This is a genomic window from Corynebacterium sp. Marseille-P4611, assembly GCF_916618765.1.
Taxonomy (GTDB): Bacteria; Actinomycetota; Actinomycetes; order Mycobacteriales; family Mycobacteriaceae; genus Corynebacterium; species Corynebacterium marquesiae.
Window position 1 is genome coordinate 456,388 of the sequence record NZ_CAKAKD010000001.1, and the last position, 17,241, is coordinate 473,628.

At 58.2% G+C, this 17,241-nt stretch carries 15 protein-coding genes and 1 pseudogene; 7 read left to right on the forward strand and 9 right to left on the reverse strand.

Features of this window, described 5'->3' with window-relative positions; genetic code table 11:
• The first annotated feature begins 24 nt into the window (after positions 1-24).
• A complete protein-coding gene (locus LG376_RS02320; RefSeq protein WP_023020462.1) occupies positions 25-501 on the forward strand; it encodes an S-ribosylhomocysteine lyase in 477 nt (158 codons plus the stop codon).
• Between the two features lie 142 nt (positions 502-643).
• Here LG376_RS02320 and LG376_RS02325 read toward each other — a convergent pair whose 3' ends face one another.
• The gene (locus tag LG376_RS02325) at positions 644-1,750 is read right to left on the reverse strand and encodes a UDP-N-acetylmuramate dehydrogenase (protein WP_225746044.1); all 1,107 of its coding nucleotides are present in this window, start codon (positions 1,748-1,750) and stop codon (positions 644-646) included.
• Positions 1,751-1,774: 24 nt separating this feature from the next.
• Between LG376_RS02325 and LG376_RS02330 the strand changes: the two genes are divergently transcribed.
• The 3 genes and pseudogenes from LG376_RS02330 (at position 1,775) to LG376_RS02340 (ending at position 4,060) form a co-directional block, all read left to right on the forward strand.
• Positions 1,775-2,266: a DUF2505 domain-containing protein gene (locus LG376_RS02330; RefSeq protein ID WP_198492435.1), complete on the forward strand. Its 492-nt coding sequence runs from the start codon at positions 1,775-1,777 to the stop codon at positions 2,264-2,266.
• Between the two features lie 20 nt (positions 2,267-2,286).
• Positions 2,287-3,100 (forward strand): annotated as a pseudogene (locus LG376_RS02335) (class I SAM-dependent methyltransferase).
• Between the two features lie 108 nt (positions 3,101-3,208).
• On the forward strand, positions 3,209-4,060 hold the full coding sequence (locus tag LG376_RS02340) for a DUF2993 domain-containing protein (protein WP_225746045.1): 852 nt from the start codon (positions 3,209-3,211) through the stop codon (positions 4,058-4,060).
• Here LG376_RS02340 and LG376_RS02345 read toward each other — a convergent pair.
• The 4 genes from LG376_RS02345 to LG376_RS02360 are packed head-to-tail and all read right to left on the reverse strand — an operon-like array spanning position 4,057 to position 6,683.
• On the reverse strand, positions 4,057-4,578 hold the full coding sequence (locus LG376_RS02345; RefSeq protein WP_225746046.1) for a deoxyribose-phosphate aldolase: 522 nt from the start codon (positions 4,576-4,578) through the stop codon (positions 4,057-4,059). The two genes, LG376_RS02340 and LG376_RS02345, sit on opposite strands and share 4 nt — an antisense overlap.
• A complete protein-coding gene (locus LG376_RS02350) occupies positions 4,578-4,868 on the reverse strand; it encodes a DUF2516 family protein (RefSeq protein WP_225746047.1) in 291 nt (96 codons plus the stop codon). The genes LG376_RS02345 and LG376_RS02350 overlap by 1 nt, the downstream gene beginning before the upstream one ends.
• Before the next feature lie 5 nt (positions 4,869-4,873).
• Complete coding sequence (locus LG376_RS02355) at positions 4,874-5,311, reverse strand: CGLAU_01105 family protein (RefSeq protein ID WP_225746048.1); 438 nt, start codon at positions 5,309-5,311, stop codon at positions 4,874-4,876.
• 19 nt (positions 5,312-5,330) lie between these two features.
• Complete coding sequence (locus tag LG376_RS02360; RefSeq protein WP_225746049.1) at positions 5,331-6,683, reverse strand: DUF445 domain-containing protein; 1,353 nt, start codon at positions 6,681-6,683, stop codon at positions 5,331-5,333.
• 186 nt (positions 6,684-6,869) lie between these two features.
• Between LG376_RS02360 and LG376_RS02365 the strand changes: the two genes are divergently transcribed.
• The 3 genes from LG376_RS02365 to LG376_RS02375 are packed head-to-tail and all read left to right on the forward strand — an operon-like array spanning position 6,870 to position 12,784.
• Positions 6,870-9,587 carry a DNA methyltransferase gene (locus LG376_RS02365; protein ID WP_225746050.1) on the forward strand — a complete coding sequence of 906 codons (2,718 nt, stop codon included), beginning with the start codon at positions 6,870-6,872 and terminating at the stop codon, positions 9,585-9,587.
• A gap of 9 nt (positions 9,588-9,596) precedes the next feature.
• Positions 9,597-11,582 carry a DEAD/DEAH box helicase gene (locus LG376_RS02370; RefSeq protein ID WP_225746051.1) on the forward strand — a complete coding sequence of 662 codons (1,986 nt, stop codon included), beginning with the start codon at positions 9,597-9,599 and terminating at the stop codon, positions 11,580-11,582.
• A gap of 11 nt (positions 11,583-11,593) precedes the next feature.
• Positions 11,594-12,784: a GIY-YIG nuclease family protein gene (locus tag LG376_RS02375; protein ID WP_225746052.1), complete on the forward strand. Its 1,191-nt coding sequence runs from the start codon at positions 11,594-11,596 to the stop codon at positions 12,782-12,784.
• Between the two features lie 203 nt (positions 12,785-12,987).
• On the opposite strand, the gene LG376_RS02380 is transcribed toward LG376_RS02375, so the two are convergent.
• Genes LG376_RS02380 through LG376_RS02395 form a run of 4 tightly spaced genes read right to left on the reverse strand, consistent with a single transcriptional unit; the run spans position 12,988 to position 16,954 of the window.
• Positions 12,988-13,362, reverse strand: a complete 375-nt coding sequence (locus LG376_RS02380) for a hypothetical protein (protein ID WP_225746053.1) — start codon at positions 13,360-13,362, stop codon at positions 12,988-12,990.
• A gap of 56 nt (positions 13,363-13,418) precedes the next feature.
• Positions 13,419-14,168: a succinate dehydrogenase/fumarate reductase iron-sulfur subunit gene (locus tag LG376_RS02385; protein WP_198492427.1), complete on the reverse strand. Its 750-nt coding sequence runs from the start codon at positions 14,166-14,168 to the stop codon at positions 13,419-13,421.
• Positions 14,168-16,183, reverse strand: a complete 2,016-nt coding sequence (locus LG376_RS02390) for a fumarate reductase/succinate dehydrogenase flavoprotein subunit (protein WP_225746054.1) — start codon at positions 16,181-16,183, stop codon at positions 14,168-14,170. Before LG376_RS02390 ends, LG376_RS02385 begins: the two co-directional genes overlap by 1 nt.
• A 15-nt stretch (positions 16,184-16,198) precedes the next feature.
• Positions 16,199-16,954 carry a succinate dehydrogenase cytochrome b subunit gene (locus tag LG376_RS02395; protein WP_225746055.1) on the reverse strand — a complete coding sequence of 252 codons (756 nt, stop codon included), beginning with the start codon at positions 16,952-16,954 and terminating at the stop codon, positions 16,199-16,201.
• Positions 16,955-17,241: the final 287 nt, after the last annotated feature.

Consider the following 17,241-nt stretch of genomic DNA (forward strand, 5'->3'; position numbering starts at 1 on the left):
CAGCTGTGATTACACTGGAGAGACATGACTGAACAGAATGATAAAAAGCTCAACGTGAAGTCCTTCGAACTCGACCACCGCCTAGTCAGCGCACCATATATCCGCGTGGCCGATCGCACGGATTTGGGCGGCGGCGTCGAAATCATCAAGTATGACCTGCGCTTCTGCCAGCCGAACCAGGACCACCTGGATACCAAGGCGCTGCATTCGGTGGAGCACATGATGGCAAACTTCATGCGCAATTACACCGATAAGCTCATCGGTTTCGCCCCGATGGGCTGCCGCACTGGCTTCTATGCCATCACCAACGGCATGGAGCAAGATGAGCTGCTGCGCGCGGTGGAAGGCGCGCTCAACGATATTCTTAACGCTACCGAGGTACCGGCCGCCAACGAAGAGCAGTGCGGCTGGGGTGCGCACCACAGCTTGGAGGGCGCGCAGGAGGCGGCCCGCGCATTCTTGGGTGCTAAGGATGAGTGGCTCCAGGTCATGGCCGCCTAAGCTAGGCGGATGCGCCGGCACGCTAGTTGCCGAACTGAAAAAGCGGCCACGATAGTCCCGAAAACCGTGTGGTCAAGGGCGCTATCGTGGCTGCTTTGTAGGTTTTAGGCCCTAGAGCCCGGAGCGAAAGCGCAGTCGCGCGCTACTCGTCGAGGGAAAGGCCGATCCAGACGGGTTCGGGCACGAGCTCCACATCGAAAGCATCGCGGACACCGTCCCGGATGGTGCGGGCAAGCTCCACGATATCGGCGGCCTTAGCCTCGCCGCGGTTGGTCAGCGCCAGCGTGTGCTTCGTCGAGAGCGTGGCCCGGCCGGAGCCCGGGTAGCCCTTGGCAAACCCGGCGCGGTCAATGAGCCAGGCGGCGGAGAGCTTTTCCCGGCCGGTCTCGGCAGAGGGGTGGCGGGGCATGGAGTCTGCGGTGGCGTCGCCAAGCGAGGCACGGACCTTGGCCTGGACGGCGTCGGCAAGAGCGGAGTCCACCACCGGGTTGGTAAAGAAAGAGCCAGCGGACCAGGTGTCATGGTCGGTGGGGTCGAGCACCATGCCCTTGCCGCGGCGCAGCTTGAGGACCTGCTCGCGGACCTCGGCCACGGGGCGGCGCTCGCCCGGATTCTGGGTGAGCTGGCCAAAGCGCAGCGGGCGGGAAAGGCCCTCGGTATCGAGCTGCAGCTCCACCTCAAGGACCACGGCGCGGCCGGTGAATTTCAGGTTGGAATAGCGATACGCTAGCTCCAGATCGGAGGCGGGGACCCACTCATCGCTATCGGTGCGGCGGTTATAAAGGCGCACGCGGGTAAGGACCTCAGAGATCTCCGCGCCATAAGCACCCACATTCTGCACCGGGACCGCACCCACGGTGCCGGGGATGCCGGAGAGGCACTCGATGCCACCCAGGCCGAGCTGCACGGAGCGAGCCACCACGTCATCCCAGACGGCGCCCGCCTGTGCGCGCACCACGCCGGTTTCGGTGTCCATAGAGACCTCGTCGAAGTCGAGGATGACCGCGACGAGATCCACTCCGCCATCGGCCACCAAGAGGTTCGATCCGCCGCCAACGACGATGAATTTCACTTCGGCGTGATCAAGGGCACGCACCACGGCGACGGCGGCCTCTGGCTGCGAGCAGCGCAGTGCGGCCTGCGGTTTTCCGCCTACACGCAGCGTAGTCAGGTCCGCGAAGGTGGCGGCGGGGTCCAGTTCTACCCCGTCGATCTCTGTGAGCTGTTGCGTCAAAGATTTATCAAGCACGCCTACCAAGGTAGTCTGTTAGGCATGTCAACCCGTAGTGAAAACACCGTAACCATCAATCAGCCCATCGAAAAGGTTCACAAGGCGCTGCTCACCAAGGAATACTGGGAGTACATCGTGGCCAACCTCTCCCCTGAGGCGGGCCAGGTGCACGACTTCAGCGATAACGTAGCCACCCTCTTCGAGGTTCTGCCGACCACCCTGCTGCCAGAGGCAGTGCGCGCCATGGTCTCCCAGGACCTGAAGGTCAAGCGCGTGGTTACCGTGGGCGAGCTCAGCGGCGAGGCTGCTGACGTTAACTACACCGCGGATGTCAAGGGCACCCCAGTTGATTTCAAGGGCGATATCTCCCTGGCTGGCGAGGGCGAGATGACCAAGCTGTCCTACGTCAACGAGATCTCCGTCAATATCCCGATGATGGGCGCCGCCATCGAGCCGAAGGTGGGCGAGTCCCTGGCTGAGCTCTTCGATAACGAGGGCAAGCTGACCGAACAGTGGATCTCTGAGAACGCCTAAGTTCTACAGAACCGAAATTTATGGCCGACCACGCACATAATCTGCGCGCTAGCGCAGCTGCGGGTCGGCCTTTTGGCGTTATCACCCGCGGCACCACCAACCACAACCGGCTGCGCCGCTGCGATAGGTGGATGCTCGCGCACCCGGAGATTTCCGCGCTGCTGCGGCATGTAGATACCCCGCTGGCGCTCGACGTGGGCTACGGGGCCTCGCATGCCACCACCGTGGAGTGGGCGGGGTGGCTGCGCCGGGCGAATCCGCAGGTAGACGTGCGCGGGCTGGAAATCCACCCGGACCGAGTGCTGCCGCCGCGCGATGGCGTGCGCTTCGAGCTGGGCGGTTTTGAGCTGGCCGGGTACCGGCCGCAGCTAGTGCGCGCGTTTAATGTGCTGCGCCAGTATGACGTGGACCAGGTGGAAGAGGCCTGGCAGACGGTGTGCTCCCGCCTTGCCCAGGGCGGCTTCTTTGTGGAGGGCACCTGCGATGAGCTCGGCCGGCGCGCGGCCTGGTTGCTGCTCGATGCCCATGGTCCGCGGACACTCACCCTGGCGTGGGACCCGTTTGATGTGGCGCGCCCTTCCGATATTGCCGAGCGCCTGCCCAAAATCCTCATCCACCGCAACGTGCCCGGCGAGCCCATCCACGAGCTGCTTCAGGCCGCCGACGAGGCTTGGGATCGGGCTGCCGGCTGGGCGCCTTACGGTCCGCGCGTGCGCTGGCGTAGGGCACGCGCCATGCTTGCCGACGCCCCCTTTTAACATCCACCCCGTCCGCCGGCGCCTGCGCGATAATGTGCTGACCGTGGACTGGGAGTCTGTCGCGCCACGGGACTAAACGCGCCGCGCGCTGATGGCAGCTGGGGAGCTGTGAAGTGCCTAGCAATGTGCCCGAGAACTCCCGCAAACTTTGCCCCGCGCCATCTCATGCGCCACACTGGTACGCATGGCTTCGAAGAGATCGGCGGGTTCACTCGCCTGGAAAATCATCATTGGCATCCTTGTAGCACTGCTCGTGCTCATCCTCTTGGCCGAGTTCGGCCTGCGCTGGTTCATCGGTCACCAGATGACCTCGCAATTTAACGAGGCCGCGGAGCAAGAGGGAATCCAGGTCAAAGAAGATCCCTCCGTCAGCTTTGGCGGCAGCCCATTGCTCGTAGGGCTGTTCAAGGGTTCCATTTCCCAAATGGATATGACCACGCCGTCCACCCTGCAAATCGACGGCCCCGAGATCAAGGGCCAACCTGCCTCCGAGATCCACGTGGAAGATATGAGCACCGACCAGGAGAATCCGGTAGCCGGCAAGCTACGCGCTTCTACCACCGTGCCGGATGACTACCTGCTGGCATCCTTCCAGAAGGGCATTTCCGAGCAGGCAGGCAGCGAGAAGATAGGCAATATGGTGGTCACGGAGATCACCGCCAACGAGCAAGACCACGTGCTAGACGTAAAGTTCGCCGGCGGCCTAGCCAACCTTTCGCTAGAGCCCACCGCCCACGACGGAAAGCTCGATATCCGCGCTATCGAGGCCTCCATCTTTGGCCTTGAGCTGCCGGATCAGGCCACCGAAGCCATCTCCTCCGCACTGCAGAACGGCATGTCGGATCAATTCGTGGGTTCTGACATGAACGTCGATTCAGTAGAGGTGCTCGATGGCGAGCTCAAGCTCACCATCACCGGCACCGATGTTCCGATGAATGACATGGATAAGCTGGCAGGCGGCGGTGACTCCGCGGGCCAGGGCGGGGCCACTGGCAATGGCGCGCCGCAGCAGGACGCGCAGGAGAAAGCAGCCTAAACCGCAGCAGCGGGAAATTCGAGGACCGGAAGCTTGGCAGCGGCCAACGCCGGTCCTTTTTTCATCTCCTCTTCCCCGGCACCGGATTCCTCGTTGTCCACGGCGGCAGAACTGCGCACAATGAGACGCTGATAACCGGCCTGCTGTGCAGCCGTAACTGCGGCAGCTGCGGCATCGGCCGCATCTGTGCCCACAGCCTCCGGCACGATGAGGCCCAAGCGGGCCGGTTCCGGGCAAGCCTCGCGGATGGCGATGAGCTCGGAGAGCACGGCATTGGCATCCGTCACGGTCTCATCGAGGCTGACCCACACCTCGCTGGCGCCGGATTGAATGGCCAAGCGCGCCTCAGAGGCCTTGATGAGCGTGTGGTGGCGGCCGGTGGGATAGCCAGCGACGGAGATAATATCGGCAGCGCCGGCCCCCGCGGCAATGGAAACATGGTGCGGGGAGACGAGGACGGTGTTATCGGCAGCGCGGTCCTTGACCATCGCGGCTGGGGCAGCAAGCAGGTTAAGCATTAGTAGCTGTAATCACCGTTGATGATGGCCTTGAGCTGCGGGCGCACATCAAACCAGTACACGCCGGTAATGACCGCGCCGATCCAAGACAAAAAGGCCAAGCCGGTGCCCATCGCTACCGCGGAACCGGCCAGCAGGCCTACCCACACCCATTTATCCTTACGGTCGCCGGCCCGGAAGGCATCCTCACGCGTGGTAGCGGCGAGAATCGCGCCGATGATGGCGGTCAGGGCGAGGATGCGCAAAATATAGGCATCCAAGTGGTACGCAATTTGCAAAAGTAAATACATGTAGTTTAATTCTGTGGATCGTCGGTGTCGATTACTTCGCCATCGATAATATTATCGCCCTGCGAAGGAGCCGAATCCTGGCCAGGGCGCGCCGCATTCTTCTTTTCTGCACGGCGGGCCTGCGCGGAATTATAGGCGTCCATCACGCCCTCGCGGGTCTCGTTATAGGCGGTGGAGAACTTGCCCTTGGCGTCAGCGAAAGACGCGGACTCACGGGTGCCATCGGCGGCCTTCTTCAAGGAAGCACCAAATTCCTTCGCGGTGGTGGCGGCTTTATCTACTAGGCCGTCCTTGCCAGTGTTGCCATAAGGGCTTTTCGCTTGCGCGCCATTAGCGTGCTGGGTGCGTTCTTCTTGCAGGCGGCCACCGAAGTCCTTGGCTACCTCAAAAGCAGCGCTGCCGGCATCTTTCAGGGAATCGAAAATCTTCTTATTATCGCTCATTGCTCATTACTCCTTTTGCCTAAGCACCAAAGATAAGGTGGTTGATCGCGAATATCACCAATCCTGCCAGGGAACCGACGATAGTGCCGTTCAAACGAATAAATTGCAGGTCCTTGCCCACCATGAGCTCGATATTTTGGGAGGCTTCCTCCGCATCCCAGCGCTTGATGGTCTCCGGGATAATAGCGATAATTTCCGGCGCGAATTTCTCCACCGCGTAGCGCGCGGCCTTATCCACGAGCGCATTGGCCTGGGCCAAGAATTCGGAGTCCTCGAGCAGACGGTGCGCCAGCTCCTTTACCTTCGCCGTAATCTTCTGGCGCAGGAAAGATTCCGGATCATTGAGCTGGTCAATGAGCGTGGTGGATACCGTACGCCACATGGCTGCCGGCGCCTGCTGCGCTTGATCGGAGGCGAGCATCTCTTGCTTGATGCCCTCGATGCGCCCGCGCATGTCCTCCTCCCACTGCAGATCTGAGGCCAGCTTAGACAGGTTGCGGCGAATGGCCAGGCGAGCCTCGTGGTTGCCATTGCGGCGCACCTCATCAGCAAATTCCACGAGCTCGGTATAGACCTTCTCCCCCACCATCTCGCGGGCAAAGCGCGGCGCCCACCCCGGCATGCGCTCGTCGATGACGGTGACCACGGTGGACTCCATACTCAGAATCTTGCCGTGCGCCCACTCAATGAGGTCGTCTTCCAGCGGACGAGCCTTGCCGTCTGCAATATAGCCCTCCAGCAGCCTGCCCAGCGGCGGGCCCCACTCTGGCTCGGCTAGGCGGTCCATGACTTGGGTGCGGATGAAATGCTCTGCCTCTTCGGGATCCAAATCTGCGACCACGCTGGCGGCACGCTCGCCAATCCATGCGGAGACCTCCTCCGCCTTGCCCGGCTCCACGCCCTGGCGCGCCAGCCATAGCGGCAGCTCCGCCTCCCGCACCTTGGCGCTAAGCGCATCTGCGGTAAGGAAGTTCTCCTCCACAAAGTCACTTAAGGCATCGCCCACGCGGTCCTTATTATTCGGGATCAGCGCTGTATGCGGGATGGGCAGCCCCATCGGCCGGCGAAATAGCGCGGTCACCGCAAACCAGTCCGCTAGGCCACCTACCATGCCTGCTTCTGCCGCTGCACGCACGTAGCCCACCCACACTGGAGCCCCGCTTTCCGACGCCTGCCACCACGAACACCCCAAAAAGATCACCGCCGCACCAATCAGGAACGACAGCGCAATCGCCTTCCACCGCCGCAGGTCCGCCCGCCGAGCCTCTTGGTTGCCAGCCTGCGGCACGGGAGCTGCACCCGACGATGCCGGCTCCGGTGACGGCCCCGGTGTCATAGCCGATTCGAGGCCTTCGTCCGCGCGATGCGTCATGAGTTCTCCTTGGGATGGTCGAGGTACTGTCTGCGACAGCGGATCTCTACCCAACTTTAGTGTTCTTAGCGAGCACACTCGAAAGACGACTTAGCTAAAATCGACTCCTAGCTCTATAACCCTCTATTCTTCTCACGCTATTGCGAACATTCTTCTCTATGGCGTAGAACAGCGAAGGAAAATCAGGTGGCACGACTCAACCTCAAAGCAATCGAAGGACGCATCAAGCCTCTTGCTGGACACGATGAATACGACCGCGAGTTCATCTTCGATCTCATGCTCGCCTACGGTCGTTCCAAGGGAAATATCACCCGTCTTCGCAATGGCTCGCTCAACATCGCTGAGGATCCGGAACACGAAGTAGCTCAGAAGAACGTCATCTACTTCCGCGAAACTACCGGAGATCTCCTTCAAGAATTGGAGCGGCTCCGCGTCTCCCCTGTTGTCATTAAGTTTGCAACCCGTTTCGTTATCGTCACTGATTACACGGAGATGATCGCGTACGACCTGAAAACAGCAGAGAACCGAACTTTCCCACTGCGCGAAATCGATCAACACTTTACGTTCTTCCTACCTTGGGCGGGCATGGAAAAGGCTCAGTACACCGCCGAGTCCCACGCGGACGTCAAAGCCGCGGAAAAGATGGGCAAACTTTTTGATGAGCTGGCCTCTGCTAACCCAGCCATCATGAAAGACCCAGAGCAAAGCCACGGGCTCAACGTCTTTTTCACCCGCCTTCTGTTCTGCTACTTCGCTGAGGACACTGGCATCTTCGGGGAGAATCAATTCACCAACGCGGTGGGGTCCCACACACTGGAGGATGGATCCGATACCGCTGAGTTCATTCGCGATCTTTTTGCCGCTCTGGATGAAGCCGATCCGAAGAAAAAGCCTGGTCACTTGGCCGACTTCCCCTACGTAAATGGTCGTCTGTTCCGCGCGGACGCACATCTGACAGTCCCTCGCTTCTCTCCCAAGGCGCGTGAGATGCTCATTGGTCTGGGCCGACAAATCTGGTTAGACATCAACCCAGACATCTTCGGTTCCATGTTCCAGGCAGTCGTAGCCCCTGGTAAGCGTTCCAACCTGGGCCAGCACTACACATCTGTGCCGAACATCCTAAAGACCATCGAGCCTCTCTTCATGGACGAGCTCAAAGAGGAATTCGACAAGGCTTACGACAGTGCCAAGAAGTTGGACAAGCTGCTTGACCGCATCGCTCGAATCAGAGTCTTTGACCCCGCCTGTGGCTCCGGCAACTTCCTCGTCATTGCGTACAAAGAGCTACGACGCCTCGAGCACGCAATTCTGCAACGGCAAAGCGAACTCGGGGCCAACCAGGCCTTGTTCAATGAATCCCGCATCAACATTGAGAACTTCTTCGGTATTGAAATCGACGACTTCGCCGTCGAGGTAGCCATCCTCTCCATGTGGATTGCCAAGCACCAGATGAACCGGGAGTTCCAAGAGCAGTTCGGCATCTCCATTCCTCTAATCCCGCTGAAGGAGACCGGCCAGATCCGAGTCGGTAACGCCGCGCGCATCGACTGGAACGAGGTGTGCCCGAACAACGGGACGGATGAGATTTACCTGATTGGGAACCCGCCTTATGGGGGATCCAGCATGCAGACGGAGGGACAAAAGGATGATTTCGGGTTCGTTTTTGGCAATCGAAAATTCTCCAAAAATCTTGACTACATTTCGCTCTGGTTTGTAAAGGGCGCAGACTACGTACGAGGAACTCGCTCACAGCTCGCCTTCGTTACGACGAACTCTGTTGCACAAGGAGACCACGTCGGCCTGATGTTTCCCACGGTTCTAACGGGCGGGGTAGAGATCGGATACGCTTACACGTCGTTTAAATGGGAAAACAACGCGAAGCATAATGCTGGTGTCACTGTTGCAGTAATTTCGCTCCGAAATCAATCGCCGCAACCAAAGTATATCTTCACTACTGAGAACCGTATTTGGGCTGAGAATATCAATCCGTATTTAGCCGACGCCCCAGATGCGATCATATTCAGAAGGTCAACTCCACTCGGTATCCAATTGCCGCCGATGCTTTTCGGCTCCAAGCCAACTGACGGAGGGTTCTTAGTTCTGTCGCCTGAAGAGAAGTATCAAATGCATCGCGACGCTCCCGAGGCAGAAAGGTTCATAAAGAAGTACGTAAGTGCTTCGGATTTCATCAACGACGTCGAGAGATACTGTCTCTGGATCGCGGAGGATGAGTATCAGGAGGCCAAAGCCATTCCGCCAATCGGAGAGAGAATCGACAGCGTAGCCGCGTTCAGACTAAAGAGTAAGGCCCAAAGCACGATAGATTTCGCTGAAAAGGCGTATCGGTTTAAACAGCTCGCCTACAAACCCACCGACTCCATCATCGTCCCGCGTCACTCCTCTGAGCGCCGCGACTACATCCCGATGGGGTATCTCGGACCCGAAACGGTAATTTCGGATGCTGCCTTCGCCGTCTACGACGCTGAGCCTTGGCTCTTTGGCCTCCTCACCTCGCGTATGCACATGGTGTGGGTGCGGGCTGTGGGCGGCCAGCTTGGAACGAGCCTCAGGTACTCCAACACCATCGTCTACAACAATTTCCCGGTGCGGGCACTGTCGGACGTCGAAAAGCAAAAGCTCACGGAGAAATCCCTGCGGGTGCTGGATGTGCGTGAGTACCACTGTGAGAAGACGCTGGCGCAGCTCTACGACCCCGACCTGATGCCCGCCAATCTGCGGGAGGCGCACGAGGACATCGACCGCTTCGTGGACGGGCTGTATTCCAAACGTCCGTACGAAACGGATGAGGACCGCTTGTCTGACCTTTTTGCTAAGTATGAGGAGATGATCGCCGCAGAGGAAGCGGCCAAGCCTAAAAAGAAGACACGCAAACAGAAGAAGTAGGTAAAGCACATGGGCAAGCACTCCCGAGACAATCTGGTAAATGTTGAGTACGCGCAAGCTGGGACGTCGGTAAGCACTGACGCTCTTGGCATGCGAGAGATGCAGCGTCGTGTTTATGAGAAGCGCGATTCTGAATACCTTCTGATTAAGGCGCCGCCTGCTTCAGGTAAATCGCGAGCGCTGATGTTCGTCGGACTAGACAAGCTCTTCAACCAGGGGCGCAAGAAGGTCATCGTTGCCGTGCCGGAGCGCTCGATTGGCGGCTCTTTTAAGGACACGGAACTTAAGAAGTTCGGTTTCTTCGCGGACTGGCAAGTTAAACCGGAAAACAACCTGTGCGGTGCCGGCAGCGCTAAGAGCAAGGTCGATGAGTTCATTCGGTTCCTCAGGGGCGACGACACAATTCTCGTGTGTACGCACGCAACACTCCGCTTCGCGTTCGAAAAACTTACGCCCGAGGACTTCAACGGGACGGTGCTCGCTATTGATGAGTTCCACCATGTTTCCGCAGACCTGGAAAACAGCCGCCTAGGCAAGCTCTTGCGAGAGATTATGAACGGTTCCGATGCGCACATCGTGGCTATGACCGGCTCCTACTTTCGCGGTGACGCGGTTCCAGTGCTGTTGCCCGGTGATGAGGCGAAGTTCACGCCTGTCACTTTCAACTATTATGACCAGCTCAATGGATACGAGTTCTTGAAATCTTTGGGCATTGGTCACCACTTCTACCAGGGACGCTACACCGATACGATCCATGAGGTCTTGGACCTAGACAAGAAAACAATCGTCCACATCCCGAACGTGAATTCCGGTGAATCCACGAAGGACAAGATTGAAGAAGTAGGTCTCATTCTCGATGCCATTGGCGAGAACATCGGAGTAGAAGAAGATACCGGAATCATCCTAATGCGCCGACGCGATAACGGAGAGATTCTTCGCGTCGCTGACTTGGTGGATGACACGGATCAAAAAGCCCGTGCACGAACCTTGCTTTATCTCACTGAAACCGCTTCTGAAAAGCGGGATGCCGTCGACATCATCATTGCGCTTGGCATGGCTAAAGAAGGCTTCGACTGGCCCTTTGCGGAGCATGCGCTCACGGTGGGCTACCGTGCCTCGCTGACTGAAATCATCCAGATTATTGGACGCGTTACCCGTGACTCTGCAGGAAAGACTCACGCGCAGTTTACGAATTTGCTTGCTGAGCCGGATGCCGCACAAAGTGAAGTCACGGTATCAGTGAACAACATGCTCAAGGCCATCACAGCCTCTCTCCTCATGGAACAGGTGCTGGCCCAAAACTTCGACTTCAAGGCGAAGATTGGTCATGATGATAAGAGCGAACCAGGCACGCTCAAGATTAAAGGACTGAAGGAACCTTCGACAGATCGTGTCCGCCAGATCATTTCAACCGATCTCAATGATCTAAAAGCAAAGATTCTGCAAGACGATACTTTCGAGCGCGCCGCAGTTGGCAACGTGGATCCAGAAACCACCAACAAAGTCCTCATCCCAAAGATTATTCGAGAGCAGTATCCGGAGCTCACAGAAAACGAGGTAGAAGAAGTCCGTCAACGCGTAGTCGTCGATTCAGCCATCAAGACCGGTGAAGTCCGCGAGGTCGGCGACCAACGCTTCATCAAGATGGCTAATCAGTTCGTCAACGTCGACGAACTTAACATCAATCTCATCGACAAAATCAACCCTTTCCAGAGGGCATTTGAGATTCTGTCTAAGTCCGTGACTCCCTCTGTTCTGCAGCTTATCGCCGATTCCATCTACACCAGCAGAATCGACATGTCTTTGGAAGAGGCAATGCAGCTCTATCCCAAAATCGATGCGTGGGTAAAGGCCAACGGACGAAAGCCCGAACGCCGCACGGACGATCCCGAGGAACGCCAGCTGGCTGATGCTTTGCTCGTCATCCAGAAGGCCGTCGCTGATCGAAAAGCAGAGAAGGCAGCCCAGTCTACTGCCGACTCGGATGATTCCTAAGGAAAGAATGCATGAGTAAAAAGAATCAACAGGACGCGGTTGATCCATCTGTCCTCGAACAACTCGATGCGCTCATCGCGTCGGACACCAACGGCCTGCTCGACCTCCCCGAAAAACCTAAGCCGGTAACGGATGTCGACCGCCTAACGAAAGCCTTCCGTGAGGTTTCCGAATTCTACGCAGAACACGGGCGCGAGCCCGACCCTAATACGATGGTTATTTCGGAGAGAAAGCTCGGAGCTCGTTTGGTGGGAATCCGCGCCAGTGATGAGAAGATGCAAGCACTCAAAGACGTAGATGAACATGGGCTTCTCACCGCTGTTGAGGCCCCTGGCTCCCTTGATGAACTTCTAGAGTCTGACGCCCTGGGCGTTGTGGGTGACATTCCTGACCTATACGACACCTCAACGCTTCCCTCCCGAAAAAGCCCTACAGACGATGGCCAACGCGCTACTCGGGTTAAGGCCAAAGACTTCGAGTCTTTTGAAGAGCATTTCAAGGCCAAGCACGCAGGCCTCGCTGATGGCTCATGGGCGTTGACTAAGTTCGCCGGTGAACACACTATTCGTGAAGGTCGATTCTTCGTCATCAACGGAATCATGTGTTTCGTTGCTGAAGTACGAGAACCTGACGTGCAGAAGGCTGAGGCGAAACCACGCCTACGCGTTGTCTTTGAGAATCGAACCGAGTCCTCAATGTACCGGGAATCGTTGGCTAATCGTCTCTATGAAACCGGTGGGCAAGCGGTGACGCGCACTTCCATTGACGCAACCGAAATCGGTGATGCTGACGAGGAAACGGGTTATATCTACGTTCTTCGATCACTGAGTGACAATCCGGAAATCACCAGCCTCGAGAACCTGTACAAAATTGGCTTCTCGCGTGGACCGGTGGAGCAACGCATTCGCGGTGCAGAGAAGAGTGCTACCTACCTCATGGCGCCTGTGGAAATCGTAGCGAGCTACCGAGCATACAACCTGCGCCCGTCAGCTCTTGAACATCTGATCCATCGCGTCTTCGACTCCGCTCGACTTAATGCGTCGGTCATCAACGATGCTGGCCTTTCTGTAGCAGCAACTGAATGGTTTATGGTCCCCCTCAAGGTCATTGATGAGGCCATCGAACTCATCATGTCCGGGGACATCGTCAACTACGTATATAACCCCTCAGTCGGCAAATTGGTGGAGAACCCTTCCGCATAATAAGGCCAAACATCAGCTACTAAGCCCCACGGCGCGCCCAGCGGTTGAAGCAATAGTGCTAAAAGAGGCGTCGGCAAGCGCTGCTAAAAGCAACGCAATGTCGGCGCCGTCTTGGGTCTCTGGCGGCAGATATACACCAACCCCCGCCTCCCTGCATGTCATGCATGCCGGTGGAAGCGGGGGTTGTGTACTAAAGAAACGATTTAGTTGGCTCGGCCGGTTTCCTTGCGGTACTTGCGGTAGTAGCGGCGGCCGTAGTGGATGGTGCCTACTGCGGCGATGGCCACAATGACTAGGGCGATGATGCCGATGATCATGGTCAGGGTGTAGTCACCCTCGCCTGCGGTGCCCAGCGGGGTATCCCAAACGCCAAGGCCCCAAATGATGATGCCGGCAGCCGGGAGGCAAGACAGGATCAGACCCATGCCCACCCAGGTGGAGGTGCGCAGGAGGGAAGAGTGAGGAGCACCGAAGGATACTGGATCGTAGCCTTCAATGTAGGTGTCCTGAATCTTGCCGGAGAACTCCGGGTAGGTCTCGCTGGCGTAGTCAGCGACTGCGTGGGTGTTATCGCTCATGGCGGAGTCTTTCTGTCTTTCTCTCGTTCCTAGTATTCCTACGGAATAACCTTAGCTTAGTCGTCCTTGCCACGGAAAGCAGCACGTGCACGTTCGCGGGTAACCGCGGATACCGCGGTCAGCGGAACGCCGGCCGGGCAGACATCGGCGCACTCACCGTAGAGGGAGCAGTGGCCGAAGTTGGCTTCCAAGTCATCAACCATGTTGCGGGCACGGCGGCCACGCTCTTCCTTGCCCAACGGCATGAGGGAGAGGTGCACCAGCTTTGCGCCGGTAAACAGGTGAGCCGCACCGTTCGGGCAGGCAGCAACGCAGGCACCGCAGCCAATGCAGGCAGCGTGGTCCAGCGAGTACTCGGAGGTCTCATGGTTGATGTGCATGGTATCCGCATCCGGAGCGGTACCGGCATCCATGGAGACGTAGCCGCCCTGCTCCATCACGTGATCCAGAGCCGCGCGGTCCACGATCATGTCCTTAATGACCGGGTAGGCAGCGGAACGGAACGGCTCCAGTTTAATCGTGTCACCATCGGTGAAGTTGAACAGGCGCTGCTGGCAGGCCGGGGTGTTCTGGCCAGGGCCGTGCGGGCGGCCATTGACGGTCAGGCCGCAGGTACCACAGATGCCCTCACGGCAGTCGGAAGCGAAAGCGAAGGGCTCTTCGCCGCGCTCGATGTAGCCCTCGTTGACGTGGTCCAACAGCTCCAAGATGGACATCTGCTCAGAAGCGTCATCCACCTGGACGGTCTCGAAGTGGCCTTCTTGGGTCGGTCCGGCTTGACGCCAGATCTCAAGTGTCAGTTTCATTACTTGTAGTTCCTTGTCATCAGCGGGATCGAATCAAAGTACAGCGGCTCGGCGTGGCGAATGAATTCGCTCTTATTAGCGCCCGGCTCCCACGCGGAAACAAAGCACCAGTTCTCATCGTCGCGTTCTGCCTCGCCGTCCTCGGTGAGGTGGTCCTCGCGGAAGTGAGCGCCACAGGACTCGTCGCGGTCCAGAGCGTCAACACACATAAGCTCGCCCAGATCCAGGTAGTCGGCAACGCGCAGGCCGTATTCCAGCACCTGGTTCATGTCATTGGCCTCGCCCGGGATGCGGACGTTAGCCCAGAAGTCCTCGCGCAGCTTACGGATCTTGGTGATGGCTTCCTTGAGGTCTTCCACGTTACGGGACACACCGCAGCCGTGGTACAGGATGTCACCCAGCTGGCGGTGGTAGTAGGCCGGACCGTGCGGGTCCTCGCCACGCACGCCCATCAGGCGGTCAATACGCTCCTGTGCCTGTGCCACTGCAGCCTGTGCTTCCTGGGAGTCCTCAGCAAGCTTCTCCTCACCAAGGTGATCGGCCAAGTAGTTCGGGATGGTAAACGGCAGGGTGAACCAGCCATCCACAGAAGCAGACAGCAGGGAGTTAGCACCCAGACGGTTTGCACCGTGGTATGTCCAGGAGCACTCACCGGCGGCAAAGAGGCCGTCGATAGCGGTCATCTCGTTAAAGTCGGTCCACAGGCCACCCATGGTGAAGTGGCAGGTCGGAGCGATACGCATCGGGGTCTCATAAGCGGACTCGCCGATGGCCTCTTCGTACATCTCGATGAGATTAGAGTAGCGCTCGCGGATCTTATCCTTGCCCAGGCGCTCGATGGCGTCACGGAAGTCCAGGTACACCGAGTTGTGCAGCGGTCCAACGCCCAAGCCCTTGTTGATCTGCTGGGAGATGGCGCGGGAAGCAACGTCACGCGGGACCAGGTTGCCGAATGCCGGGTAGCGGCGCTCCAAGAAGTAGTCGCGCTCGTCTTCCGGAATCTCATTAGCCGGGCGGTCATCTTCCGGCTTAATCGGAGACCAGATACGGCCATCGTTACGCAGGGACTCCGACATCAGGATGGTCTTGGACTGCCAATCGGAGTTGACCGGAAGACCCGTTGGGTGGAACTGGATGAATGCCGGGGAAGCCAGGTACGCGCCGTTTTCATACGCACGCATCATGCCGCCAGCATTGGAGTTCTTAGCCAACGTGGACATGTGGAACACGTTGCCGTAGCCGCCGGTACCCAGGATGACGGCGTGACCGGTGAAGGCGGTGAGCTCACCGTTAATCAGGTTGCGGGTGACAATGCCGCCCGCCCGCTTCTTACCGCCATCGTTATAGGTGATGATTTCCTGCAGGTCGTGGTGAGCGAAAAGCTCCACATTACCCAAGCCGATCTGGCGGTAAAGCGCAGAAGTGGTGGACAGCTGCAGCTGCTGGCCTGTTTGGCCACGCGTGTAGTAGGTACGGGAGACCTGCACACCACCGAAGGAACGGGTAGCCAAGGTGCCGCCGTACTCGCGGGCGAATGGGGCACCAATGGCGTTCATGTGGTCAATCACGCGCACGGACTCGTTGGCCAAGCGCCAGCAATCGGACTCGCGGCAGCGGTAGTCGCCGCCCTTCACGGTGTCCTTGGTGTGGCGGTAGGTGGAGTCATTGTCCACCTTCTTGGCACGGGAGGAGTTAACACCACCCTGTGCGGCGACGGAGTGCGCACGACGCGGGGAGTCATGGAAGGTGAAGACCTTCACCTTGTAGCCCAGCTCGCCCAATGCGGCCGCGGCGGAACCGGCGGACAGGCCGGTACCAACCACGAGGACTTCAAACTTGCGGCGGTTCAGCGGGGATACCAGCTGCATGTGATCCTTTTGGTGGGACCACATATCCTTCATCGGCACGCCGTGCGGCTCTTTAGATTCGAGGATCTTGCCGGCGGTGACGCCCGGAACAATGGACTGTGGGTGCGAGAAATTTGGGTGCTCGCGCTTGAGTTCAGTATTAGTCATGGGTTTCTAACTCCTTTAGCTGACCAAGCCCAGGGCAACGGACAAAGGCATAACGATGTTGCCGATGCAGACAACGGCCGGGATGACGTACGCCAGGATCAGGAAGGTCTGACGCCACTTCGCACCGGTGATACCCAGGTCAGAGGCGGCAAGGCGAATGCCGTGGGTGAGGTGCAGGAACAGGAAGCACATGGCAATCACGTACACGATGGTGACCGGCCAGCGGCTGAAGGTAGCAATCATGTTGGCCTTCACCGCACCCTCTGCGAAGTCACCTGGGGCGATGGGCTGTACGCCCATGGTCAGGTCCAGCAGGTGGAAGATGATGAACAGCAACAAGACGATGCCGGAGACCAGCATGGTCTTGGTGGCGAAGGAATCTAGGCCACCCATGAGGTTGCTGCGGCGGAACTTGCCGCGGGATGCCTTGGAGCGGGCAGTCAGAGCGATCGCGCCGTAGATATGGGCGATGATGGCAACCAGCAGGACGGCGCGGATGATCCACAGTGCGCCCTCATGCGGGAACAACGGCTCGCCCATGGAGCGCAGGAATGCACCGTATTCATCCAGCGCCTCTTCGCCGCCGTGCGCCGGCAAGTACAACTTCAGGTTGCCGGCCATGTGGCCAACAACGAAGAGGGCGAAAAGCAGGCCTGTGACGGCCATGATGAGCTTCAGAACCCAGGAGGGCACTCCCGGCTTCTGACGGATTGGTTCGTTAGTAATGTGGCCGTGAGCTACTGCCTCACGGTCGGGATTTCTTAAAGTCATGACACCTCCATTGTCGTCCTCACCTTAACCGGGCTTAACCGCTGGTTACCAGTCAATTCCGGCGGTGTTTCACCTAACGGTACGGCGGTACGGTTAAAGTCAGAATTCTTTTAGGTAAGGGTTGCCTTAAAAGCCTCGGGGCAAAACGTCACTACCTTGGCTGCTCGGAATTCCGCAATATTGACGTTGCGTAATTTCCTCCGCAATTGTGAACTTGGTCACTCGGTGTTACTAGAGTGACTGCCTTACCCCTTTATGCGTCAAACTTTCGCATGAAACCCACATGC